The 26,946-nt window shown below is 70.1% G+C and carries 3 protein-coding genes; all 3 read right to left on the bottom strand.

Annotated features, from left to right (window positions below; all coding sequences use genetic code 11):
• Window positions 1-38 precede the first annotated feature (38 nt).
• Entirely contained in the window at window positions 39-11,291 is an 11,253-nt protein-coding gene (locus OG446_RS27080; protein WP_443050235.1) for an SDR family NAD(P)-dependent oxidoreductase, read from the bottom strand.
• Window positions 11,288-21,973 (bottom strand): SDR family NAD(P)-dependent oxidoreductase, encoded by a 10,686-nt coding sequence (locus OG446_RS27075; RefSeq protein WP_443050286.1) that lies wholly within the window; start codon window positions 21,971-21,973, stop codon window positions 11,288-11,290. Before OG446_RS27075 ends, OG446_RS27080 begins: the two co-directional genes overlap by 4 nt.
• Window positions 21,974-22,061: 88 nt before the next feature.
• Window positions 22,062-26,936, bottom strand: a complete 4,875-nt coding sequence (locus OG446_RS27070; protein WP_443050234.1) for a type I polyketide synthase — start codon at window positions 26,934-26,936, stop codon at window positions 22,062-22,064.
• Window positions 26,937-26,946: the final 10 nt, after the last annotated feature.

The following is a 26,946-nucleotide window of genomic DNA, read 5'->3' as shown; positions in this document are numbered from 1 at the left end:
CGATTCGATGGGGTCCGGTCCGTCTTGCGCCGGTCCGGTCATTCGGCCGCTCCGCCGCCGTCCGCCGTTCCGTGCGATGCCAGCCATTCGTCGATGACCTGCGCGGTCTGTTCGGCACGGTCCTCGACGAGGGTGAAGTGGTTGGCGCGGACGGTACGCAGGGTGTGGGCGTCCTCCCAGGGCTCGGCGCGGCCGTTGAGCAGGTCGGGGGACGCGTCGTCCCCGTCCGGGACGAAGGACTGGGTGCACTGGACGAAGAGCACCGGAGCCTCGACCGGGGTGAGCGGGAGTTGCGGGACCAGTTCCACCCAGCGGCCCATCGCGGAGAGCCTGCTGCTGTCGAACCGGCCGAAAACCGCTTCCTTGTCGAACATGCCGAGTGCCAGGCCGTCGAGGGGGACGCCGTCGCTGCCGCCGTCGTGCACCTTGAACGTGTCCAGCAGGATGACGCCTGCCGGGCGCACCCCGCATTCCCGTTCCAGGTGTCCGGCCGTGGCATAGGCGAGGGTGCCTCCGGACGAGTAGCCGAGCAGCACGAACGGTTTCCCGTCGGCCGTGTCCAGCACACTCCGGGCGAGTGCCTGGACGGCCGCGTCGGAGGACGTGGGCAAGCTCTCACCTGCGAGGAATCCGGGAACAGGCAGTGCGGATATCTTGTGCCTGCCTCCGAAGTGGGACACGAGCCGCGCGTGCTGGTGGACACCGCCGGTGGCCATGGGTGTGCTGAGGCAGATGAGATGCGGCCCCTCGGCGGCGTCCGCGAGACGGACCGCGGCGGGGAGCCGGTCGATCTCGTCCACCGAGCCGAAGCCCGGCCGCACGTCGGCGGCCGCCTGGAGGAGCGCGAAGCCCTTGTCCGCGCGGCCGGAGACGACTGCGGCATGGAACAGGTCGCGGAGCGTCTCGGGCGGCCTGCCGGCCGAAGGAGCCTCGGCCCCACCGGTGACGGACGCGCTCCCCGTTCCGCCGAACTCCTCGGACGACCCCACTGGTTCACGCAGTTCTTCGGTGCCACCGGTCACAAGGGAGCCTGCCGCCAGAAGATCGGTGCGCAGCAGCCGGGCGAGCTCAGCCGGGCTCTTGCTGTCGAAGACCACCATGGGAGGCAGCCTCAGCCCGGTGTCCTTCATCAGAGCGTTTCGGAGTTCCATCGCACTCAGCGAGTCGAACCCTGCCTCCAGGAAGTCACGTTCCGCGTCGAGGGCGTCCGCGCTGCTGTGGCCGAGGAGGGCGGACGCCCGCTCCATGACGAGCGTCCTGAGGAGGGCCTCCTGCCCGGCCTCATCGGCCTGTGCGAATCGCTGCCGCAGAGCCGTCGCGTCGGCCCTGGAGACCGTGCTGCGCCGTCGGGTGGTGGGGACGAGGTCGCGGAGGAGTGCGGGGATGGTGTCGGTACGGGCGCGCAGCGCGTTGACGTCGATCGGCAGCGGGAGCAGCGCGGGCAGCCCCGACGCCAGACCCGCGTCGAACAGCGCCAGACCCTGCTCCGGCTCCAACGCCGGCAGCCCCTGACGCCTCATCCGCTCCAGATCCGCCTCACCCAACCACTCGCCCATCCCCGCACCCGCCCACAACCCGTAGGCGAGGGAGGTGGCCGGCAAACCCTCCGACCGCCGCTGCACCGCCAACGCGTCCAGGAACACATTCGCCGCCGCATAGTTCCCCTGACCCGCAGCCAGCACCGAACCACCCGCCGACGAGAACATCACGAAGAACGCAAGATCCCGCTCACGCGTCAACTCATGCACATACCAAGCACCATCCGCCTTCGCACCCAACACCCGATCCAACCGGGCCCCATCCATCGACCCCACCAAACCGTTGTCACCCGCACCCGCCGCATGCACCACACCCACCAGACCAGCACCCACACCCTCCACCAGACCCACCACCGCAGACCGGTCCGACATATCACACGCCACCACCGACACCTCCGCACCCAACCCACGCAACACACCACACAACTCATCAACCCCAGGAGCCCCCGGACCACGACGCCCCGCCAACACCAAACGACGCACCCCATACACCTCCACCAAATGCCGCGCCACCAACCCACCCAAACCACCCGTACCACCCGTCACCAACACCACACCATCCCCCACATCCACCGGCACCCCACCCCCACCAACAGACACCTCAACCAAACGCGGAACCAGGACCTCACCCCCACGCACCGCGACCTCCGGCTCACCCGACCCCAACACCACACCCGCCACATCCGCGAACGAACCACCCCCCGCATCCACATCCACATCCACCAACACGAACCGACCCGGATTCTCCGCCTCAGCCGCCCGCACCAACCCCCACACCGGCGCCTGACACACATCCACACCCACACCCACACCCGCACCGACAGCCACCGCACCCCGCGTCACCACCACCAACCGACCCGCCTCATCAGCCCTCAACCAGCCCTGAACCGCCTCCAACACCCCACCCAACACCGACCGCACACCCACCACCGGATCCACACCCACCACCGGCACCGGCACCTCAAACACCCTCGACACCGGCACATCACCACCAGCAACCCCAGCCGCCACCAACGGCCGCCACACCACCTCATGCAACCCACCACCCACACCCGACCCAACAGCCAACTGCTCCACCGACACCGGACGAAGCGTCAGCCCAGCGACGGACAGCACCGGTTCTCCGGCTGTGTCGGCCATGGCCAGGGAGACGGTGTCGGCGCCGGATCCTGTGAGGCGTACGCGCAAGGCGGTCGCCCCTGAGGCAAACAGACGAACGCCCTCCCAGAAGAAGGGGAGTGCGGGGCGATCGTCCTCCGTGGCGCCGGATCCGGAATCGGCAGGCTGGAGGCCGAGGGCATGCATGGTGGAGTCGAGAAGCGCCGGATGCAGCCCGAACCGCTTGGCATCCGCATGTACGGACTCGTCGAGTTCAACCTCGGCGAAAATGTGCTCCCCGGCGATCCAGGCAGCCTTGAGACCTTGGAAGACGGGGCCGTAGTCGTAACCACGCTCGGCCAGGGTGTCGTACATGTCGGCCGTCTCCACCGGGGTCGCGCCGGGCGGGGGCCATTCGGTGAGGTCGAAGGCCGGCACGGACTCACCCGCACCCACCACACCATCCGCATGCAACACCCACCCCGCACCCGAACCCGCACCCTCCCGACGCGAATGCACCCGCACCGAACGAGAACCCACCTCGTCCAAACCACCCACCACCACCCGCAACGCCACACCACCACGCTCCGGAACAACCAACGGCGCCCGCAACGTCAACTCCTCCACCACCCCACAACCCACCTCATCCCCAGCCCGCACCACCAACTCCACAAACGCCGCCCCCGGCAACAACACCGACCCCAACACCACATGATCCGCCAACCACCCCATCCCCTCCACCGACAACCGCCCCGTCAACACCACACCACCCGAATCCGGCAACTCCACCGACGCACCCAACACCGGATGATCAACCACCACCTGCCCCAAACCACCCGCATCCCCACCACCCACACACTCCAACCAAAACCGCTCACGCTGAAAGGCATACGTCGGCAGATCAACACGACGAGCACCCGAACCCTCGAAGAACCGCGCCCACTCCACCGAAGTGCCACTCACGTGCAGCTGCCCCAACGCCAACACAGTGGAGGCGACCTCCGGACGCCCCTTGCGCACCAACGGAACGAAGACCGCCGACTCCGCCTCCACGGACTGCTGCGCCATCCCACTCAGCACACCATCAGGACCCACCTCGACGAACGAGGTGACTCCCTCACCCTCCAGGAAGCGGACCGCGTCGGAGAAGCGCACGGCCTCCCGCACATGCCGCACCCAGTACGAGGGCGTCGCGACCTCCTGCGACAGCCCACCTGTCACGTTCGACACCACCGGAATCGACGGGACGCCGAACGACAACCCGGCGACCACCGCCCCGAAGTCGGAAAGCATCGGCTCCATCAGCGGCGAATGGAAGGCATGCGAGACCCGCAGCGTGCTCGTCCTGCGGCCCTGCGCCTCGAACGTGGCGACCAGCTCACGCACGGCAGCTTCCGCACCCGACACGACCACGGAACGCGGACCGTTCACGGCAGCCACGGCTACCCCGTCGTTCAGCAGCGGAAGCACCTCGGCCTCCGTCGCCTCCACCGCCACCATCGACCCACCAGAAGGCAACGCCTGCATCAACCGACCACGGCTCACGACCAGTTCGGCAGCGTCACTCAGCGAGAGGATGCCGGACACATGGGCGGCCGCGATCTCACCCACGGAATGCCCCACCAGGAAGTCCGGACGCACCCCCCACGACTCCACCAACCGGAACAGGGCAGTCTCCACCGCGAACAGGCCAGCCTGAGCGAACATCGTCCCGTTCAGCAGGTCCGCGTCCTCACCCCACACCACCTCACGCAACGACCGCCCCAGCCGGCCATCCAACTCCGCCAGCACCGCGTCGAAGGCCTCCGCGAACACCGGATACGCCTCATACAACTCCCGGCCCATCCCGAGTCGTTGCGCACCCTGCCCCGTGAACAGGAACGCGACCTTGCCCGCCGGCCGCACCACTCCCCGCACCACCGAAGCCGCAACCCCGCCCCCGGCCAACGCGGTCAGACCCCGCACCAGCTCCTCACGGTCAGCGACCGCGACCACCGCACGATGCTCCAGCACCGCACGCGACACCACCGACGAAAAACCCACATCCAACAACGAAGACGAGGACTCCCCCAACTCACCCAACTGCTCCAGCAGCTTCGCCGCCTGGGCGGACAACCCCGCCTCACTCCGCGCCGACAACACCACCGGCACCACCGGCAGTTCAAGGACAGCGACCCGCTCCGGCTCCTCCACCACCGGAGCCTGCTCCACGATCACATGCGCATTCGTCCCACTCAGACCGAACGACGACACACCCACCCGACGCGGACGATCCCGCACCGGCCACACCCGCGACTCCGTCAACAACTCCACCGCACCCGCCGACCAATCCACCTGCGGCGTCGGCACATCCACATGCAACGTCCTCGGCAACACACCATGCCGAATCGCCTGCACCGCCTTGATCACCCCACCCACACCCGCAGCCGCCTGCGCATGACCCAGATTCGACTTCAACGACCCCAACCACAACGGATCACCCTCCGGGCGCCCCTGCCCATACGTCGCCAACAACGCCTGCGCCTCGATCGGATCACCCAACCGGGTCCCCGTCCCATGCGCCTCCACCAGATCGACATCGGAGTAGGAGAGGCCGGCGTTCTCCAGTGCCGCACGAATCACGCGCTGCTGCGACGGACCGTTCGGAGCCGTCATGCCGTTGCTCGCGCCGTCCTGATTCACCGCACTGCCCCGCACCACGGCCAGGACCTCGTGCCCCAGCCGCCGGGCGTCAGACAACCGCTCGACCAGCAGAACACCGACACCCTCCGACCACGCCGCACCATCCGCAGCACCCGCGAACGACTTGCACCGCCCGTCCTTCGCCAACCCGCGCTGCCGGCTGAACTCCACGAACATGTCCGGCGTGGACATGACGGCCACACCGCCCGCCAGCGCCATCGAGCACTCGCCCGAACGCAGCGCCTGAGCCGCCAGGTGCAACGCCACCAGCGACGACGAGCACGCCGTATCGACCGTCAGGGAAGGCCCTTCGAGTCCCAGCGTGTAGGAGATCCGACCTGACACCAGGCTGCCTCCCGTGGTCGCGGCGGCCTCCGTTCCCTGGCCGTAGTCGTGGTACATCAGGCCCGCGAAGACTCCCGTCCTGGTCCCCTTCAGGGACCGGGGATCGATGGCCGCACGTTCGAATACCTCCCACGACGCCTCCAGCAGCAGCCGCTGCTGCGGATCCATGATCAGGGCCTCGTTCGGACTGATGCCGAAGAACGCCGGATCGAAGTCACCGGCCTCGTAGAGGAAGCCGCCCTCATTGGCGTAGGTCTTGCCCGGCACTCCCGGCTCCGGGTCGTACACGCCTTCGATGTCCCAGCCGCGGTCGAGCGGGAACCCGGAAACCGCGTCACGGCCGTCGGCGACCAGATCCCACAGGTCATCGGGGGAGGTCACTCCGCCCGGGTAACGGCACGCCATGCCCACGATGACGATCGGCTCGTCGTCGTCCAGGTCACGCACGGCAGGGCTGCTGCCGGGCAGCTCCGCCTGCCGCGCCCCGCTTCCGTCGAGCTCCCCGTCGATGTGCCCTGCCACGGCACGTGAGGTCGGGTAGTCGAAGACCAGCGTGGCGGGAAGCCGGAGCCCGGTCGTCAGGTTCAGTTCGTTGCGGAGCTCCACTGCGCTGAGCGAATCGAAGCCCAGCTCCTGGAACGGCCGGTCCGCCTCAATGGCCTGCGCCGATGCGTGCCCCAGCACCTTGGCCACGCGACCGCGGACCATCTCCAGCACCTTGCGGGCGCGCTCGTCGGCATCGAGTCCGGCCAGGCTGCGCAGGAGTTCCTGCCCGTCCCCGGCCCCCGCCACTGCGCGTGCAGCAGGTCGTCGGGTGGTGGGGACGAGGTCGCGGAGGAGTGCCGGGATCGTGTCGGTACGGGCGCGCAGCGCGTTGACGTCGATCGGCAGCGGGAGCAGCGCGGGCCGCCCCGACGCCAGACCCGCGTCGAACAGCGCCAGACCCTGCTCCGGCTCCAACGCCGGCAGCCCTTGACGCCTCATCCGCTCCAGATCCGCCTCACCCAACCACTCGCCCATCCCCGCACCCGCCCACAACCCGTAGGCGAGGGAGGTGGCCGGCAAACCCTCCGACCGCCGCTGCACCGCCAACGCGTCCAGGAACACATTCGCCGCCGCATAGTTCGCCTGACCCGCAGCCAGCACCGAACCACCCGCCGACGAAAACATCACGAAGAACGCAAGATCCCGCTCACGCGTCAACTCATGCACATACCAAGCACCATCCGCCTTCGCACCCAACACCCGATCCAACCGGGCCCCATCCATCGACCCCACCAAACCGTTGTCACCCGCACCCGCCGCATGCACCACACCCACCAGACCAGCACCCACACCCTCCACCAGACCCACCACCGCAGACCGGTCCGACATATCACACGCCACCACCGACACCTCCGCACCCAACCCACGCAACACACCACACAACTCATCAACCCCAGGAGCCCCCGGACCACGACGCCCCGCCAACACCAAACGACGCACCCCATACACCTCCACCAAATGCCGCGCCACCAACCCACCCAAACCACCCGTACCACCCGTCACCAACACCACACCGTCCCCCACATCCACCGGCACCCCACCCCCACCAACAGACACCTCAACCAGACGCGGAACCAGAACCTCGCCCCCACGCACCGCGACCTCCGGCTCACCCGACCCCAACACCACACCCGCCACATCCGCGAACGAACCACCCCCCGCATCCACATCCACCAACACGAACCGACCCGGATTCTCCGCCTCAGCCGCCCGCACCAACCCCCACACCGGCGCCTGACACACATCCACACCCACATCCCCCGCAACCGCCACCGCACCCCGCGTCACCACCACCAACCGACCCGCCTCATCAGCCCCCAACCACCCCTGAACCGCCTCCAACACCCCACCCAACACCGACCGCACACCCACCACCGGATCCACACCCACCACCGGAACCGGCACCTCAAACACCCTCGACACCGGCACATCACCACCAGCAACCCCAGCCGCCACCAACGGCCGCCACACCACCTCATGCAACCCACCACCCACACCCGACCCAACAGCCAACTGCTCCACCGACACCGGACGAGAGACGAGTGCGCCGACGCTGAGTACGGGGTGCCCGGACCCGTCGGCCACCAGGACCGACACGCTGTCCTGCCCGGCCGGCGCAATCCGTACGCGGAGGGCCGATGCCCCTGCCGCATGAAGAGCGACGTCGGTCCAGGCGAAGGGCAGAACGGTCGATTCGTCCGTCCGTGAACCGTCATCGAGGAGCGCCACGTGCATGGCGGCATCGAGCAGAGCGGGGTGCAGGCCGAAGCGCTGGGCGTCGTCGTGCGCCGAGTCGGGCAGGGCGACCTCCGCGTACAGCTCCTCCCCTGATGTCCAGGCGGCCTTGAGGCCCTGGAACACCGGCCCGTAGCCGTAGCCGCGGTGCGCAAGGAGCTCGTAGGCCCCCTCCACGCTGATCGCCGTGGCGCCCTTCGGTGGCCACGCGGTCAGGTCCGTGGCCGGGGTCTTGGCACCCGCCGCGAGGATGCCTTCGGCATGGCGCGTCCACGGGCCGTGATCGGCACCGTCGGCTCGTGAGTACACGCCGACCGAACGCCGGCCCGTGCCATCTGCTGCGCCGACCGCCACCTGGATCGCGACGCCACCCTGTTCGGGCAGCACGAGCGGCGCTTGGAGCGTCAGCTCCTCCAAGAGGTCGCAGCCGACCTCGTCACCTGCTCTGACGGCGAGCTCGACGAAGGCTGTGCCGGGCAGGAGAACGCTCCCCAACACTCCGTGATCGGCGATCCAGGTCTGGTTCGCGACGGAGAGCCTTCCGGTGAGCACCACCTCGTCGGCCTCCGCCAGAGCGACTGCCGCACCGAGAAGCGGGTGTCCGGTCGTACCCAAGCCGAAGGAGCCGGGGTCGTTGCCGCCCTGCTCCGTTTCCATCCAGTACCGCTCGCGCTGGAAGGCGTAGGTGGGCAGATCGACGCGGCGGGCACCCGAACCCTCGAAGAACCGCGCCCAGTCCACCGAAGTGCCACTCACGTGCAGCCGGCCCAACGCCATCACAGTGGAGGCGACCTCCGGACGCCCCTTGCGCACCAACGGAACGAAGACCGCCGCCTCCGCCTCCACCGACTGCTGCGCCATCCCACTCAGCACACCATCAGGACCGATCTCGACGAACGACGTCACACCCCGCGACGCAACGAACGACACCGCATCCGCGAACCGGACCGCCTCACGGACGTGCCGCACCCAGTACTCCGCCGAACCCCAACCCGACGCCAGATCCCCCGACACACCCGACACCACAGGAATCGACGGAACACCGAACGACAGCCCGGCGACCACCGCCCCGAAGTCGGAAAGCATCGGCTCCATCAACGGCGAATGGAACGCGTGCGAGACCCGCAGCACGCTCGTCCTGCGGCCCTGCCCTTCGAACGTGGCGACCAGCTCACGCACGGCCGCTTCCGCACCCGAGACCACGACCGAACGCGGACCGTTGACCGCAGCGATCCCCACCTCACCGTTCAACAACGGAAGCACCTCGGTCTCCGTCGCCTCCACCGCCACCATCGACCCACCTGAAGGCAACGCCTGCATCAACCGACCACGCGCCACCACCAACTCAGCCGCATCGGCGAGAGACAGCACACCTGAGACGTGCGCGGCCGCGATCTCACCCACCGAATGCCCCACCAGGAAGTCCGGACGCACCCCCCACGACTCCACCAACCGGAACAACGCGGTCTCCACCGCGAACAGGCCGGCCTGGGCGAACATCGTCCCGTTCAGCAGGTCCGCGTCCTCACCCCACACCACCTCACGCAACGAACGCCCCAGCCGGCCATCCAACTCCCCCACCACCGCGTCAAAGGCTTCAGCGAAGGCTGGGTAGGCCCTATACAACTCCCGGCCCATCCCGCGTCGTTGCGCACCCTGACCCGTGAACAGGAACGCGACCTTGCCCGCCGGCCGCACCACACCCCGCACCACCGAAGACGAGACACCGCCCTCAACCAATGCGGTCAGACCCCGCACCAGCTCCGCACGGTCAGCGACCGCAACCACCGCACGATGCTCCAGCACCGCACGCGACACCACCGACGAAAAACCCACATCCAACAACGCGGAAGAGGACTCCCCCAGCTGCTCCAGCAGCTTCCCGGCCTGCGCCGACAGCCCCGCCTCACTCCGCGCCGACAACACCACCGGCACCACCGGCAGCACCACCGGCAGCTCCACCACAGAGTCCGACCCCGGCTCCTCCACCACCGGAGCCTGCTCCACAATCACATGCGCATTCGTCCCACTCAGACCGAACGACGACACACCCACCCGACGCGGACGATCCCGCACCGGCCACACCCGCGACTCCGTCAACAACTCCACCGCACCCGCCGACCAATCCACCTGCGGCGTCGGCACATCCACATGCAACGTCCGCGGCAACACCCCATGCCGAATCGCCTGCACCGCCTTGATCACCCCACCCACACCCGCAGCCGCCTGCGCATGACCCAGATTCGACTTCAACGACCCCAACCACAACGGATCACCCTCCGCACGACCCTGCCCATACGTCGCCAACAACGCCTGCGCCTCGATCGGATCACCCAACCGCGTCCCGGTCCCATGCGCCTCCACCAGATCCACCTGATCCGACGAAATCTGCGCATCAGCCAACGCCGCACGAATCACCCGCTGCTGCGACGGACCATTCGGAGCCGTCAGCCCATTACTCGCACCATCCTGATTCACCGCACTGCCCCGCAGCACGGCCAGGACCGGATGGCCGTTGCTGCGAGCGTCGGAGAGCTTCTCCAGGAGCAGGACGCCGGCCCCCTCCGACCAGCTGGTGCCGTCGGTGGAGCCTGCGAACGACTTGCAGCGGCCGTCCTTGGACAAGCCACCCTGTCGGCTGAACTCGACGAAGACCTCAGGCGTCGACATGACCGCCACGCCTCCGGCCAGCGCCATCGAGCACTCGCCCGAACGCAGCGCCTGGGCCGCCAGGTGCAACGCCACCAGCGACGACGAACACGCGGTGTCCAGCGTCATCGACGGTCCCTCGAAACCGAAGACGTACGAGACGCGGCCCGACGCGATGGAACCCGTGGCGCTGTTGTGTGCGTAGTCGTGGTACATCATTCCGGCGAATACGCCGGTCTTGCTGCCCTTCAATGTGGAGGGGTCGATTCCCGCTCGCTCGAAAACCTCCCACGAGCATTCCAGCAGCAGCCTCTGCTGCGGATCCATGATCAGGGCCTCGTTCGGGCTGATACCGAAGGGAATCGGGTCGAACGTGTCTGCGGAGTGGAGGAATCCCCCCTTGTTCACGTAACTGGTGTTCGGTCGCTCTCCCTCCGGGTCGTAAAGAGAACCGACATTCCAGCCGCGGTTCTCCGGGAACTCGGATATCGCGTCCACGCCGTCGTTCACCAGCTGCCACAGAGCCTCCGGTGATTCGACACCTCCGGGGAAACGGCAGCTCATGGCAACGATGGCGATGGGCTCGCGGGCCGCGGACGACAGTTTCCTGTTGTGGGCCCGCAGACGGTCGTTCTCCTTGAGCGACGCCCGCAGCGCGGCGACCAGCTTCTCGTCAGAATTACTCATCGGGGCTCTCACATTCCCTGGGTCGCGTCGTCAAGGCCGGCACCGTCGAGTGCCATGCTGATCAGGCTCTCGGCATCCATCGAGTCGATGGATTCGGGCGAGTTCTCGTCGGTTCCCTCGGCCGGATCCACCGGCTCGTCGTGGGCACCGGCGAGCTCGAAAAGGACTTCCATCAGTCCCGCGTCCCTGAGCCTGCTCAGGGGAATTCCCTGCAGAATGCGCCGGACCCGTTCCTCTCCGACGGCCTCGTCGTCCGACTGGGAGTCGGGACGCAGTTCCTCCGCGAGGTACTGGGCGAGCGCAAGGGAGTTCGGGTAATCGAAGACCAGCGTCGCCGGCGGGCGCAGCCCTGTGGCCTGGGCCAGGCCGTTGCGGAACTCCACCGCGGCCAGCGAGTCGAACCCGAGCTCCTTGAACGCCCGGTCCGGCTCGATCGCCGAGGAACCCGCGTATCCGAGGATGGCGGCTGCGTGGGCCCGTACGAGGTCGAGCACCTGATCTGCGCGTTCTTCGTCGGTCAGGGCATCCATTCGCCGGCGGAACGCCGCCGCGCCGGACGCGGTCGCATCGGTGGCTCGTTGACCTCGGGGCCGTACCAGCCCTCGGAACAGGTCGGGCAGGTCGTCCGGCTCCGGTGCGCCCGTTCCGGTGAGATCGACCCGCATGGTGACGAGTGCCGCCCCACCTGCGGTCTCGGCCGCGTCGAAGAGCGCGGTTCCCTCGTCGGCCGACAGGGGTTGAATCCCGGTCCGTCGCATGCGCTGGGAGTCGGCGCTCCGCAGACTGTCCGCCATGCCCCCGTCCGCCCACGGCCCCCAGGCGAGGGACTGGGCGGGGAGTCCTTCCGCTCTGCGGTACGTGGCAAGCGCGTCCAGGAACGCGTTGGCCGCCGCGTAACCGCCCTGGCCCGGATTGCCGATCACCCCGGCAGCCGAGGAGAAGAGGACGAACGCGGCAAGGTCCATGTCACGCGTCAGCTCATGCAGGTTCACCGCCGCGTCCACCTTCGGACGCAACACCGCACCCACCCGCTCCGCCGTCAACGAACCGATCACCCCGTCATCCAGCACACCCGCCAGATGCACCACACCCACCAACGGCCGGTCCACCGGAACCGACCCCAACACCCGGGCCAACGACTCACGATCAGCCACATCGCACGCCTCGACCACCACCTCCGCACCCCAGCCCGCCAACTCCTCGACCAGATCCCCCACACCCTCGACCGCACCACCACGACGGCTCGTCAACACCAACCGCCGCACCCCACGCTCCACCACCAGATGACGCGCGAACACCCGACCCAACGTCCCCGTACCACCCGTCAACAACACCGTCCCCGCCGCATCGAACTCCACGACCGACCTGTCACCGCCGGACGGCACGACGCGTTGCAGCCGGCCCACATGCGCACGGCCCTCGCGCACCGCCACCTGCGACTCGCCCAGCGCCACCACCCGCGTCACTTCGGCAAGTGCGCCCAGCTCACCGTCCAGCAGCACCACACGACCCGGGTTCTCCGACTGCGCCGACCGCACCAAACCCCACACGGCCGCACCCGCTGCATCACTCACGCCTTCACCGGGCAACGCGACAGCACCCGCCGTCCGCACCACCAAGCGCGACCTACCGAACCGCTCGTCACCCAGCCACTCCTGAACCACCCCCAACGCCTCACACACCGCATCCCGCACATCAGCCGCGGAGCCGACCCCCACCCCATCGGCGCGCACCGAATCGAGCACCACCACATCCGGCACCACACCCGACGAACCCACCACCTCACTCCAAGGCCCCACCGTCAGCTCAGCCGCCTCGTCAGCGCCGGGCAACGCCACCTCCGGCCACTCCACCCCGAACAGAGAACCCCACGCGCCGGACTCGGCCGCCGCGCGCCTTTCCCCTTCCACCGAACGCAGCACGAGCGAATCGACCGACGCCACCACCCCGCCACCGGCATCGGCCACCACGACGGCCACCCGGCCCTCACCCACCACCGACACCCGAACCCGCGCCACGGTCGCGCCCACCGCGCCCAGCGACACACCCGACCACGCGAACGGCAGCGCAGCCCTCTCGCCCACCGCACCCGACAACGCCACCCCGTGCAACGCCGCATCGAAAAGCGCGGGGTGCAGGGCATAGGTGCCCGGCTCGATCCCCTCGGGGAGACCCACCTCGGCGAAGACGTGCCCATCGGTCCGCCAGGCCTCCCTCAGCCCGCGGAAGGCCGGCCCGTAGCTCAGACCCGCTTCCGCCATGCCCTCGTAGAACCCGTCCAGATCCACCGGTTCGGCACCGGCCGGCGGCCACTGCCCGGAGGCCCAGGCAACGTCCGTGGCTCCGGGTGCATCAACGGCAGCAATGAGCGAACCCGTGGCATGGCGCACCCAGGGCAGATCCGTCGCCTCGCCTCGCGAGTGCACGGTCACGGTTCGTCGGTCGGAGTCGTCGGAGGGGCCGACGACAACCTGGAGGGCGACGCCTCCATGTTCCGGGAGCACCAGCGGCGCCTCCAGCGTCAGCTCCTCCAGCCCGGCGTACCCGACCTCGTCCGCTGCTCTGAGTGCCAGTTCCACGAAGCCCGTGCCGGGGAAGAGTGCGGCGTCACCGACCGCGTGATCGGCCAGCCAGAGCTGGGTGCCGTTGGACAGGCGACCGGTCAGGATCACGCTGTCGGCGTCGGGCGAGGTGACGACCGCACTCAGCAGGGGGTGGCCGGCCGGCTCCTGCCCGATCGACTCAAGGTCGGCGCCGTGCTGCTCGCCGACGATCCAGTAGTTCTGGTGCTGGAAGGCGTAGGTGGGCAGATCGACGCGGCGGGCACCCGAACCCTCGAAGAACCGCGCCCAGTCCACCGAAGTGCCACTCACGTGCAGCTGCCCCAACGCCATCACGGTGGAGGCGACCTCCGGACGCCCCTTGCGCACCAGCGGAACGAAGACCGCCGACTCCGCCTCCACCGACTGCTGCGCCATCCCACTCAGCACACCATCAGGACCGATCTCGACGAACGACGTCACACCCCGCGACGCAACGAACGACACCGCGTCCGCGAAGCGGACCGCCTCACGCACATGCCGCACCCAGTACTCCGCCGAACCCCAACCCGACGCCAGATCCCCCGACACACCCGACACCACCGGAATCGACGGGGCGCCGAACGACAACTCGGCGACCACCGCACCGAAGTCGGAAAGCATCGGCTCCATCAGCGGCGAGTGGAAGGCGTGCGACACCCGCAGCACACTCGTACGACGCCCCTGACCGGCAAACTTCCCCACCAGATCAGCAACCGCCACCTCCGCACCCGAGACCACCACCGAACGCGGACCGTTGACCGCAGCGATCCCCACCTCACCGTTCAACAACGGAAGCACCTCAGCCTCCATCGCCTCCACCGCCACCATCGACCCACCAGAAGGCAACGCCTGCATCAACCGACCACGCGCCACCACCAACTCAGCCGCATCGGCCAGGGACAACGCCCCGGACACATGCGCGGCCGCAATCTCACCCACCGAATGCCCCACCAGGAAGTCCGGACGCACCCCCCACGACTCCACCAACCGGAACAACGCCGTCTCCACCGCGAACAACCCCGCCTGAGCGAACATCGTCCCGTTCAGCAGATCCGCATCCTCACCCCACACCACCTCACGCAACGACCGCCCCAGCCGGCCATCCAACTCCCCCACCACCGCGTCAAAGGCCTCCGCGAACACCGGATAGGCCTCATACAACTCCCGGCCCATCCCGAGTCGTTGCGCACCCTGCCCCGTGAACAGGAACGCCGTAGCACCCGCCGGCCGCGCAGCCCCCCGTACCACCGAAGGTGACAGCTCACCCCCGGCCAACGCGGTCAGACCCCGCACCAACTCCTCACGGTCAGCGACCGCAACCACCGCACGATGCTCCAGCACCGCACGCGACACCACCGACGAAAAACCCACATCCAACAACGCGGAAGAGGACTCCCCCAACTGCTCCAGCAGCTTCCCGGCCTGCGCCGACAACCCCGCCTCACTCCGCGCCGACAACACCACCGGCACCACCGGAACCTCCACCACAGATTCCGACCCCGGCTCCTCCACCACCGGAGCCTGCTCCACAATCACATGCGCATTCGTCCCACTCAGACCGAACGACGACACACCCACCCGACGCGGACGATCCCGCACCGGCCACACCCGCGACTCCGTCAACAACTCCACCGCACCCGCGTCCCAGTCCACATGCGGCGTCGGCACATCCACATGCAACGTCCTCGGCAACACCCCATGCCGAATCGCCTGCACCGCCTTGATCACCCCACCCACACCCGCAGCCGCCTGGGCGTGGCCCAGGTTCGACTTCAGCGAGCCCAACCACAACGGATCACCCTCCGCACGACCCTGCCCATACGTCGCCAACAACGCCTGCGCCTCGATCGGATCACCCAACCGGGTCCCCGTCCCGTGCGCCTCCACCAGATCCACCTGATCCGACGAAATCTGCGCATCAGCCAACGCCGCACGAATCACCCGCTGCTGCGACGGACCATTCGGAGCCGTCAGCCCATTACTCGCACCATCCTGATTCACCGCACTGCCCCGCACCACGGCCAGGACCTCGTGCCCCAGCCGCCGGGCGTCAGACAACCGCTCGACCAGCAGAACACCGACACCCTCCGACCACGCCGCACCATCCGCAGCACCCGCGAACGACTTGCACCGGCCGTCCTTCGCCAACCCCCGCTGCCGGCTGAACTCCACGAACACCTCGGGCTCCGACATGACGGCCACGCCGCCCGCCAGCGCGAGGGTGCACTCACCGGAGCGCAGCGCCTGGATCGCGAGGTGGAGGCTCACCAGCGACGACGAGCACGCGGTGTCCACTGTCATCGACGGGCCTTCGAGGCCGAGTACGTAGGAGATCCGGCCGGAGGCGATGCCGCCCGTGCTCGCGTTGTGGGCGTAGTCGTGGTACATCATCCCGGCGAACACACCGGTCCGGCTCTCCTTGAGGGAGAGCGGGTCAATGCCGGCTCGCTCGAACACCTCCCAGGATGCCTCCAACAGCAGCCGCTGCTGCGGATCCATGATCAGGGCCTCGTTCGGACTGATGCCGAAGAACGCCGGATCGAATCCAGGAGCGTCGTCGAGGAACCCGCCGCGGGCGACGTAGCTGGTGTCGGGTCGTACGCCCTCCGGGTCGTAGATCTTCCGCAGGTCCCAGCCCCGGTCGGTCGGGAAGTCGGAGATGAGGTCGGCGCCCTCGATCACGGCCTGCCAGAGGTCCTCGGGCGAACCGATGTTCCCCGGGTAGCGGCAAGCCATGCCCACGATGGCGATCGGGTCGTCGGCGTGCGTGGCGGGGTTCGGGCGCACCGTGGTGAGGGCCGCCGTCGCGGGGGCGTCGGCGCCGGACACCTCGCCCAGCAGGTGGCGGGCCAGAGCCAGGGGGGTGGGGTAGTCGAAGACGACGGTCGCGGGGAGACGGAGCGCAGTGGCTTCTGCCAGCGCGTTACGGAACTCCACCGCCCGCAGGGAGTCGAAGCCGAGGTCCTTGAACGCCTTCTCCGGCTCGACGGCCTGGAGCGAGCTGTAGCCGAGGACGGAGGCGACCTGTGCGAGGACGACCTCCAGCACGGCGGATTCGCGCTCGGGCTCGGCGAGGCGAGCGAGTCGCTGCTGAAGGCCGTTCGCCTCGGCCTGGCCGAGGGCCTTGCGCCGCGTGACCACCGGGACCAGGGTGCGGAAGAGCTCACGGCCGGCGGCGCCCTGGGCCCGTACGGCGGCGAGGTCGAGCTGCACCGGGACCACCACGGGGCGGTCCATCCGCAGGGCTGCGTCGAAGAGGGCCACGCCTCGGTCCGAGGCGATCGGGAAGACGCCGCCGACGGACGAGATGCGGGAGCGTTCGGCCCCGGACAGCTTCCCGGTCATCCCGCTGGCCTCGTCCCAGAAGCCCCAGGCGAGTGAGTGGGCGGGGAGTCCTTCCGCTCTGCGGTACGTGGCGAACGCGTCCAGGAACGCGTTGGCCGCCGCGTAACTGCCCTGGCCCGCGTTGCCGAAGGTACCGGCCACGGAGGAGAAGAGGACGAACGCGGCAAGGTCCATGTCACGCGTCAGCTCATGCAGGTTCAGCGCCGCGTCCACCTTCGGACGCAACACCGCACCCACCCGCTCCGCCGTCAACGAACCGATCACCCCGTCATCCAGCACACCCGCCAGATGCACCACACCCACCAACGGCCGGTCCACCGGAACCGACCCCAACACCCGGGCCACAGCAGCCCGGTCAGCTACATCGCACGCCTCGACCACCACCTCCGCACCCCAGCCCGCCAACTCCTCGACCAGATCCCCCACACCCTCGACCGCACCACCACGACGGCTCGTCAGCACCAATCGCCGCACCCCACGCTCCACCACCAGATGACGCGCGAACACCCGGCCCAACGTCCCCGTACCACCCGTCAGCAACACCGTCCCCGCCGCATCGAACTCCACGTGGGCGGTCTCATCGGCCTGCTGTGCCGCACGCATCAGCCGGCCCACGTGGGCACGGTCCTCACGCACGACCACCTGCGACTCGCCCATGGCGGCCACCCGCGCGGCGTGCTCGGTCACGTCATCCGAGTCAACGTCCAGCAGCACCACACGCCCCGGGTTCTCGGACTGCGCCGAGCGCACCAAACCCCACACCGCGGCACCGGCCACGTCCAGCAGGCCTTCGCCCGGCAGCGCGACCGCACCCGCCGTCCGCACCACCAGTCGAGCGTCGGCGAAGCGCTCGTCGCCCAGCCACTCCTGAACCACTTCCAGCGCCTCGCACACCGCGTCCCGCACAGCGTCCGCAGCGCCTGCGTCCACCTCGCCGGCGCGCGGCGACTCGTACACCACCACGTCCGGTACGGCGCCCGAAGTCCCCCTCACATCGGCCCAGCGCCCCACCGAGACACCGTCTACGGCTCCCGCGTCCGGCAGCGCCGCCTCGGGCCACTCCACCCCGAACAGGGACCCCGCCACGCCCGACTCCGCCACCGCGCGCCGTTCCCCGCCCACCGAACGCAGCACGAGCGAATCGACCGATGCCACGACCCCGCCACCGGCATCGGCCAGCACCACCGACACCCGGCCCTCACCCACCACCGACACCCGGACCCGCACCGTCGACGCGCCCACCGCGCCCAGCGACACACCCGACCACGCGAACGGCAGCGCAGCCCCCTCACCCACCGCACCCGACAACGCCACCCCGTGCAGCGCCGCGTCGAGGAGGGCCGGGTGGAGCCGGAAGTCGGTCGCGGGCGTGCCGGTGGGCAGGGCGGCCTCGGCGTAGATGTCGCCGTCGGCGCGCCATGCGGCGTTCAGTCCCCGGAAGACGGGGCCGTACCGCAGTCCCTCCTCCGCCATGTTGGCGTAGAAGCCGTCCAGATCCACGGGCTCCGCTCCTGCCGGCGGCCACTGCGCCGAGGCCCAGGCCGCGTCCTCGGATCCGCTCCCTCCCGGAGTCGGGGGTTCCGGCGCGAGGATGCCGGTCGCGTGCCGTGTCCACGGCTGGTCGCCGTCGTCCGTGCGGGCGTGCACGGTCACCGGGCGCCTGCCGTCGGAGCCGGCTGTGCCGACCGTGACGCGTACCGCCACACCGCCCCGCTCGGGGACGGTCAGAGGGGCCTCCAGCGTCAGTTCGTCGATGACCGGGCAGCCGGCCCGGTCACCGGCACAGCCGACGAGTTCCACGTGTCCGGTGCCGGGGAAGAACACGGAGTCGCCCACGCGGTGGTCGCCGAGCCACGGGTGTGTGCCGAGGGACAGGCGACCCGTCAGGCTGAGCGCGTCCGTGTCGGGAGCCGACACCCGTGCGCCGAGCAGCGGGTGGCCGGCCGGTTCGAGACCGGCGGTGAGCACGTCGCCGGCGCCGGTGGGTGCGGTGACCCAGTAGCGCTCGCGCTGGAAGGCGTACGTCGGGAGCTCCACCCGGGCCGTGGGCGCGGCGTCGTGGAAGAGGCTCCAGTCGACGGGGGCACCGTGTACGTAGGCCTCGGCCAGCGACAGCGCGAACCGGGCGGGGTCTCCGCTGTTTCGGCGCAGCGATCCGACGGCGGTGGCACCGGCCGGTGTCGTGGCGATCGTCTCACCGAGTGCGATGAAGAGGCCCGGGTGCGGGCTCGCCTCCACGAAGAGGGTGAACCCGTCGTCGAGCATGGCCCGGGTGGTGTCCTCGAAGCGCACGGTGCGGCGCAGGTTCTCGTACCAGTAGCCGGCGTCGAGCGCAGTCGTGTCGAGCGGGCCGCCGGTCACCGTGGAGTAGAAGGTCGTGGTGGACGGGCGGGGTTTCACCTCGGCTATCTCCGCGAGGAGGCGGTCGCGGATCTCTTCGACGAACACCGAGTGGGAGGCGTAGTCCACCGGTATCCGGCGGGCCTGCACGCCCTGGGCCTCCAGGTGGGTGTAGAGCTCGTCGAGGGCTTCCTTCTCGCCGCAGACGACGGTGGAGGCGGGGCTGTTGACCACAGCGATCTGGAGCCGGTCGCCCCAGCCGCGCATCACCGACTCGGCCTCCGCGGAGGGCAGTGCGACCGACATCATGCCGCCGCGTCCGGCGAGGTCCTGGCGGATGATCCTGCTGCGGAGTGCGACGACTCGCGCGCCGTCCTCCAGTGAGAGGGCACCGGCGACGCAGGCGGCGGCGATCTCTCCCTGCGAGTGGCCGACGACGGCGGCGGGCTCCACGCCGCACGCGCGCCAGAGGCCGGCGAGGGAGACCATGACGGCCCACAGGACCGGCTGGACGACGTCGACCTCCTCCAAGGTGGGTGCGCCCGGGCGCTGGTGGACCACGTCGAGGAGGTCCCAGTCGGTGAAGGGGGCCAGCGCGTCGGCGCACTCGCGCATCCGGTCGGCGAACACCGGGGAGGACGCGAGGAGTTCCACGGCCATGCCGACCCACTGGGAGCCCTGGCCGGGGAAGACGAACGCGACCTGGGCGGGCCCGGTGGCGGTGCCCCGCACCACGTGGGGTGCCTTGGCGTCGGCCGCGAGGGCGTCCAGGCCGGCGAGGAGGAGGGCGGATTCGCTGCCGTCCGTGCCCGCGGGGTCCCCGGTGTCGAGGACGACGGCGCGGTGTTCGAACGCGGTGCGGGTGGCGATCAGGGCGTGCCCGATGTCCCGGGGACGGGCGGTGGCGCCGGCTTCGTCCCGTACGAAGGCGGCCAGCCGCTCCGCCTGGGCTCGCAGGCCCGAGGCGCTGCGTCCCGAGACGGGGAAGGGGGTGACGGGAGTGTCGAAGGGGAGCGTCCGGCCGTCCGCGGCCGGCTCCGCGCTCTTCGCGTCGGGTGCCTCTGCCGGTTCCGGTTCCGGCTCCGGTGCCTCCTGGAGGATCACGTGGACGTTGGTGCCGCTGAGTCCGAACGCGGAGACGCCTGCGGTGCGCGGGTGGCCGTGACGTGTCCAGGGCTCGGCCTCGGTGAGCAGGCTGACGTGGCCGGCGGTCCAGTCGACGTGGGTGGAGGGCTGCTCGACGTGCAGGGTTCTGGGCAGCAGACCGTTGCGCAGGGCCATGACCATCTTGATGACGCCGCCGACGCCCGCCGCCGCCTGGGCGTGGCCGATGTTGGCCTTGAACGATCCCAGTCTCAGCGGCTGTTCGGCGGTGCGGTCCTGGCCGTACGTGGCGAGCAGGGCCTGCGCCTCGATCGGGTCGCCGAGCGTGGTGCCGGTGCCGTGCGCCTCGACGGCGTCGACGTGGGCGCCGGGTACACGTGCGTTGGCGAGGGCCTGGCGGATGACGCGCTGCTGGGACGGGCCGCTGGGGGCGGTGAGGCCGTTGGAGGCTCCGTCGGAGTTGATGGCCGAGCCGCGGATGACGGCGAGGACGGGGTGCCCGTTGCGGCGGGCGTCGGAGAGACGCTCCAGCAGGACGATGCCGGCGCCCTCGGACCAGCCGGTGCCGTCGGCGCTGTCGGAGAACGCCTTGCACCGCCCGTCGGGTGCGAGGCCGCGCTGCTTGCTGAAGGCGACGAACGGCGCAGCTGTCGACATGACCATGACTCCGCCGGCCAGGGCGAGGCCGCATTCGTCCTGGCGCAGCGCCTGGGCGGCGAGGTGGAGGGCGACGAGCGACGACGAGCAGGCGGTGTCGACAGTGAAGGAGGGTCCTTCGAGGCCGAGGGCGTACGAGATGCGGCCGGAGATGACGGAGGCGGCCCGTGCCGTGGCCATGTAGGCCTCGACCGCCTCCGGTACGCCTTCGGGGAAGTCGCCGTAGTCCTGGATGCCGGAGCCCATGTAGACGCCGACGCGGCCGCCGCGCAGGGACTCCGGGTCGATACCGGCCCGCTCGAAGGCTTCCCAGGCGACTTCGAGGCTGAGGCGCTGCTGCGGGTCGGTGGCCTCCGCCTCCATGGGGCTGATCCCGAAGAACCCGGCGTCGAAGTCGCCCGCGCCTTCGAGGAATCCGCCTTGGTGCACGTAGCTGGTTCCCGGCTGCGAGGCGTCCTCGCCCATGAGCTGGTCGAGGTCCCAGCCGCGGTCGTCCGGCATGCCCGATACGGCGTCGCGGCCCTCTGCCACCAGTTGCCACAGGTCTTCGGGGGTGGTCACCCCGCCGGGGAAGCGGCAGCCCATGCCCACGATCGCGATGGGTTCCTGCGCGGCGGCCTCGGCGTCCTGCAGGCGGCGCCGGGTGCGGTGCAGGTCGGCGGTCACCTTTTTGAGGTAGTCGAGGATCTTCTCGTCGTTGGCCATATCGGTCTCACCGGGTCCTTTGGGGTCAGATGACGGCAGCGTGCCCGTGTCAGGCGAGGCCGAGTTCCTGGTCGATGAAGGCGAGGACGTCGTCGGCGGAGGCCTCGTCGAGCGAGTCCCGCACGGCGGCCACCCCCGTTTCGCCGCTCTGGAGGGTGGTCAGTGTGTCGAGGAGTGCCTGCAGCCGTGAGGTGATGCGGCTGCTGCGGATCTCCTCGATGTCCAGCGCCCCGACCAGTTCCTCGAACCGGTCGACCTCCGCGAGGACCGGCGTGGCGGTGTCGTCGACGTCCGGGAAGAGCCGGGTGTGCAGGTGGTCGGCGAGTGCTGTGGGCGTGGCGTAGTCGAAGATCAGCGTGGCGGGCAGTTGGGCACCCGTGGCGGCGGTCAGGGCCTGGCGGAGCTCCACGGCTGCGACGGAGTCGAAGCCGAGGTCCTCGAACGCGCGTTGCGGGTCGAGTGCGGAGGCGGCGTCGTAGCCCAGCAGGGTCGCGACGCGGGTACGTACGAGGTCGAGCAGTGCGCGGCCGCGCTCGGCGGCGGAGAGGCCGGCGAGCCGTGCCATCAGAGCGTCCGTGTCCGAGGCCGCCGCGTCGGGCTCGGCGGACAGGATCCGGCGTACGTCGTCGAGGGCGTCGAGCAGGGGGCGGGGCCGGGCGAGCGTGAACGTGGGGGCGAAGCGGGACCAGTCGAACTCGGCGACGACGAGGTGGCTCTCGTCGTGCTCCAGGGCCTGCTTCAGGGCGGCCACGGCGAGGCGGGGGTCCATGGCGGGGGCGCCGATGCGTTCCATCACGGCGGCGAGTTCGGCGTCGACCATGCCGCCCTGCCAGGAGCTCCAGGCCACGGAGGTGGCGGTGAGCCCGCGTGCGCGGCGGCGGTGGGCGAGGGCGTCGAGGTGGGCGTTGGCGGCGGCGTAGGCGGCCTGCCCGGCACTGCCCCAGACGGCGGCGCCGGAGGAGAAGAGCACGAAGGCGTCGAGGGGCCGGTCGCCCAGCAGATCGTCGAGGTGCAGGGCCCCGGTGACCTTCGCGTGGCCGACGGCCGCGAACTCGTCCTCGGTCAGGTCGGTGAGCGGTGCCATGCGCTGCATGGCGCCGGCCGCGTGCACGACGGTGGTCAGCGGCAGTTCGTCGGGGACGGCGTCGAGGACCCGGGCCAGCGCGGCGCGGTCGGTGACGTCGCAGGCGGCGAGGGTCACCCGGGAGCCGGACGCCTCCAGTTCGGCTGCCAGTTCGCGCGCACCGTCGGCCGCGTCGCCGTGCCGGCTGAGGAGCAGCAGGTGCGGGACGCCGTCGGCGGCGAGCATCCGGGCCACGTGGGCTCCGAGACCCCCGGTACCGCCGGTGATCAGGGCGGTGCCGTTCGACGGGCGGGCCCGGACCGGGGTGCGGTCGCCCAGCGGGGCGCGGACCAGGCGGCGGGCGAGGATGCCGTCGGTGCGCAGGGCCACCGCGTCCTCGCCGGTCGCGCCCGAGAGCACGTCGCAGAGGCGGTGCAGGTCGGCCGGGCCCGGTTCGGCGGGGAGGTCGGCGATGCCGCCCCAGGTGTCGGGGTGGTCGAGGGCGAGGCCACCGCCGAGGCCCCACAAGGGGGCCTGCTCCGTTGCGGTCAGCTCGGTGGAGCGGGAGGTGGCGACGGCGGACTGCGTGGCGCACCAGAGCCTGGGGGCGTCCGGGATGTCCGCGAGGGCCTGTACGAGGGTGACGGTGGCCGTGAGGCCTCGGGTGAGATGGGGGTGTGCGGGTTCGGGGCGGTCGTCGAGGGCGAGCAGCGACAGGACGCCGGCGGCGGGCTGCGCGGCGAGCCTGGCGGTCAGGTCGGCTCGGCTCCGGCCGGGGACCGATTCGATGACGTGCGGGGAGGCACCGCGGTCGATGAGGGCGGCCAGGACGGCGGTGACCGTGGGGGTGTCGGCCTGTCCTTCGGCGACGGCGACGAGCCAGGGGTCGTCGAGGCCGGTGGCGTGGGCGGGCGGTGCGGTGACGGGCTGCCAGACGACGCGGTAGCGGAGGTCGTCGACCGCGGCCCGCTCCTGGTGGAGGCGCCGCCAGCGGGCCATCGCGGGCAGGACCTCGCCGAGTGCGTTCTCGGTGACCGAGAGCCGGGCGGCGAGGGCCGTGACGTCCTCCCGGTCGACGGCCTCCCAGAAGGCGGCTCCGGCCGGGTCCGCGGTCCGGTCGGTGGCGTCCTGGGGCCCGGGGTGCTCCAGCCAGTGACTGCGGCGCTGGAAGGGGTAGGTGGGAAGGGGGACGCGGTGGGCGCCCCGGCCCTCGAAGAAGGCGTTCCAGTCGACCGCGCTGCCGTGCGCGTGTGCGTGGGACAGGGCGGTGACCAGGGTGTGCTCCTCGTCGCGTGCGCGGCGCAGGACGGGGACGCACAGGGTGCCGTCGGCGGGCGGCAGGCAGTCGGCCGCCATGGGAGTGAGTGCCGCGTCCGGCCCGATCTCGATGAGTACACGGGCCCCTTCCGCGTGCAGGGCGCGTACGCCGTCGTGGAAGCGGACCGCTTCGCGGACGTGGCGGACCCAGTAGTCGGCCGAGGTCAGTTCGTCGGGACCGGCGAGCCGGCCCGTCACGTTGGAGACGACGGGCAGCCGGGGCGCGTGGTACGTCATCCGGGCGGCGACCTCCCGGAAGGCGTCGAGCATGGGTTCCATGAGCGGCGAGTGGAAGGCGTGCGACACACTCAGCCGCTTCGTCCGACGCCCCAGCCCCGCGAAGTGCTCCGCGACCGCCAGCGTCTCCTTCCCCGCACCCGACACCACCACCGCCGACGGACCGTTCACCGCCGCAAGACCCACCTCAGCACCCAGCAACGGAACCACCTCCGCCTCCGAAGCAGCCACCGCCACCATCACCCCACCCACCGGCAGCGCCTGCATCAACCGGCCACGCGCCACCACCAACTCAGCCGCATCCCCCAGCGACAGCACACCCGCCACATACGCGGCCGTCACCTCACCGATCGAGTGCCCCGCCACCACATCCGCCCGCACACCCCACGACTCCACCAACCGGAACAGAGCAGACTCCACCGCGAACAAGCCCGCCTGGGCAAACATCGTCCCGTTCAGCAGCTCCGCGTCCTCACCCCACACCACCTCACGCAGACTCACGCCCAACCGCGCATCCAACTCCCCCACCACCGCGTCGAACGCCTCCGCGAACACCGGAAACGCCCCATACAACTCCCGCCCCATCCCCAGCCGCTGCGCACCCTGACCCGTGAACAGAAACGCCGTCAGCCCCTCGGCCGAGGACGGCCCCGCCGACACCACGACATCCGCACACTCCCGACCCGCCACCACGTCCGACAACGCACGCACCGCACCCCCACGATCCGCGGACAGCACCACCGCACGGTGGTCCAGCACCGCACGCGTCGTGCCCAACGAGAAGCCGATGTCCACCAACGACTCCTCCGGATGCGCCGCCACACGGGCGAGCAGACGCTCCGCCTGTGCCTTGAGGGCGTCGGGGGACTTGGCGGAGAACGGCAGCGGGATCAGCGAGGACGTCACGGTGGGCGGGGCCGGTTGTTCGATGTCCTCGGCCGCCGGCGCCTCCTCGATGATGACGTGGGCGTTGGTCCCGCTGAGCCCGAACGCCGAGACGGCCGCGCGTCGCGGGCGTCCGAGGTCGGGCCAGGCGATGGCGTCGGTGAGCAGGGAGATGTTGCCCGTGGACCAGTCGACGTTCGGCGTCGGGCCGTCCACATGGAGGGTGCGGGGCAGGATGCCGTGGCGCATGGCCATCACCATCTTGATGATTCCGCCGACACCCGCGGCGGCCTGGGCGTGCCCGATGTTCGACTTGATCGAGCCCAGGTACAGCGGCTGGTCCGCGGGGCGGCCCCGGCCGTACGTGGCGAGCAGGGCCTGCGCCTCGATCGGATCGCCCAGGGTGGTCCCGGTCCCGTGGGCCTCCACCGCGTCGACCTGGTCGGCGGTGAGCTGGGCGGCTGCGAGGGCCTGGTGGATGAGCCGTTGCTGTGCCGGGCCGTTGGGCGCGGTGAGCCCGTTGCTGGCCCCGTCGGAGTTGACGGCGCTGCCCCGCACCACGGCGAGCACCCGGTGTCCGTTGCGTCGGGCGTCGCTGAGCCGTTCCACGACGAGCATGCCGACGCCTTCGCCCCAGCCCGTGCCGTCGGCGGCCGCCGCGAAGGATTTGCAGCGGCCGTCGGGTGCGAGTCCGCGCTCCTGGCTGAAGCCCACGAAGGAGGTGGGTGTGGCCATCACCGTGACGCCGCCGGCCAGGGCGAGGTCGCACTCGCCGGTGCGCAGCGACTTGACCGCCCAGTCGAGGGCGACGAGGGAGGAGGAGCAGGCCGTGTCGACGGTGACGGCCGGTCCCTGGAGACCGAGGGTGTAGGAGACGCGGCCGGAGGCGACGCTGGCCAGGCCGCCGGTGCCGCCGTCGGTGGCGTAGTCGTGGTAGACGACGCCGGCGAACACGCCCGTGAGGGAGCCCTTGAGGGAGAGCGGGTCCACTCCGGCGTGTTCCAGGGCCTCCCATGACGTCTCCAGCAGCAGGCGCTGCTGGGGGTCGGTCTCGCGGGCGTCCTTGGGGCTCATCCTGAAGAAGTCGGCGTCGAACAGGTCCGCCTCGTGGAGGAAGCCGCCCTCGCGGGCGTACGTGTGTCCGGGCGTGGCGGGTTCGGGGTCGTACAGTCCCTCCACGTCCCAGCCGCGGTTGACCGGAAAGGCCGTGATGCCGTCCCTGCCCTCGGCCACGAGTTCCCACAGCTGGTCGGGGGAGGTCACGCCGCCGGGGTAGCGGCAGCTCATGCCGACGATCGCCATGGGCTCGTGCTCCCTGGCCTCGGCTTCGCGCAGACGGCGCTTCACCTGCCGCAGGTCGGCCGTGGCCCGCTGGAGGTAGTCGCGAAGCTTGTCCTGGGTTGCCATCTGTACCTCAACCAATCTCGGTGCG

The sequence above is a fragment of the Streptomyces sp. NBC_00236 genome (genome assembly GCF_036195045.1).
In the GTDB taxonomy this organism is placed as follows: Bacteria; Actinomycetota; Actinomycetes; order Streptomycetales; family Streptomycetaceae; genus Streptomyces.
Note: the sequence above shows the minus strand (reverse complement) of the source record. Positions and strands in the feature narration are given on the sequence as shown.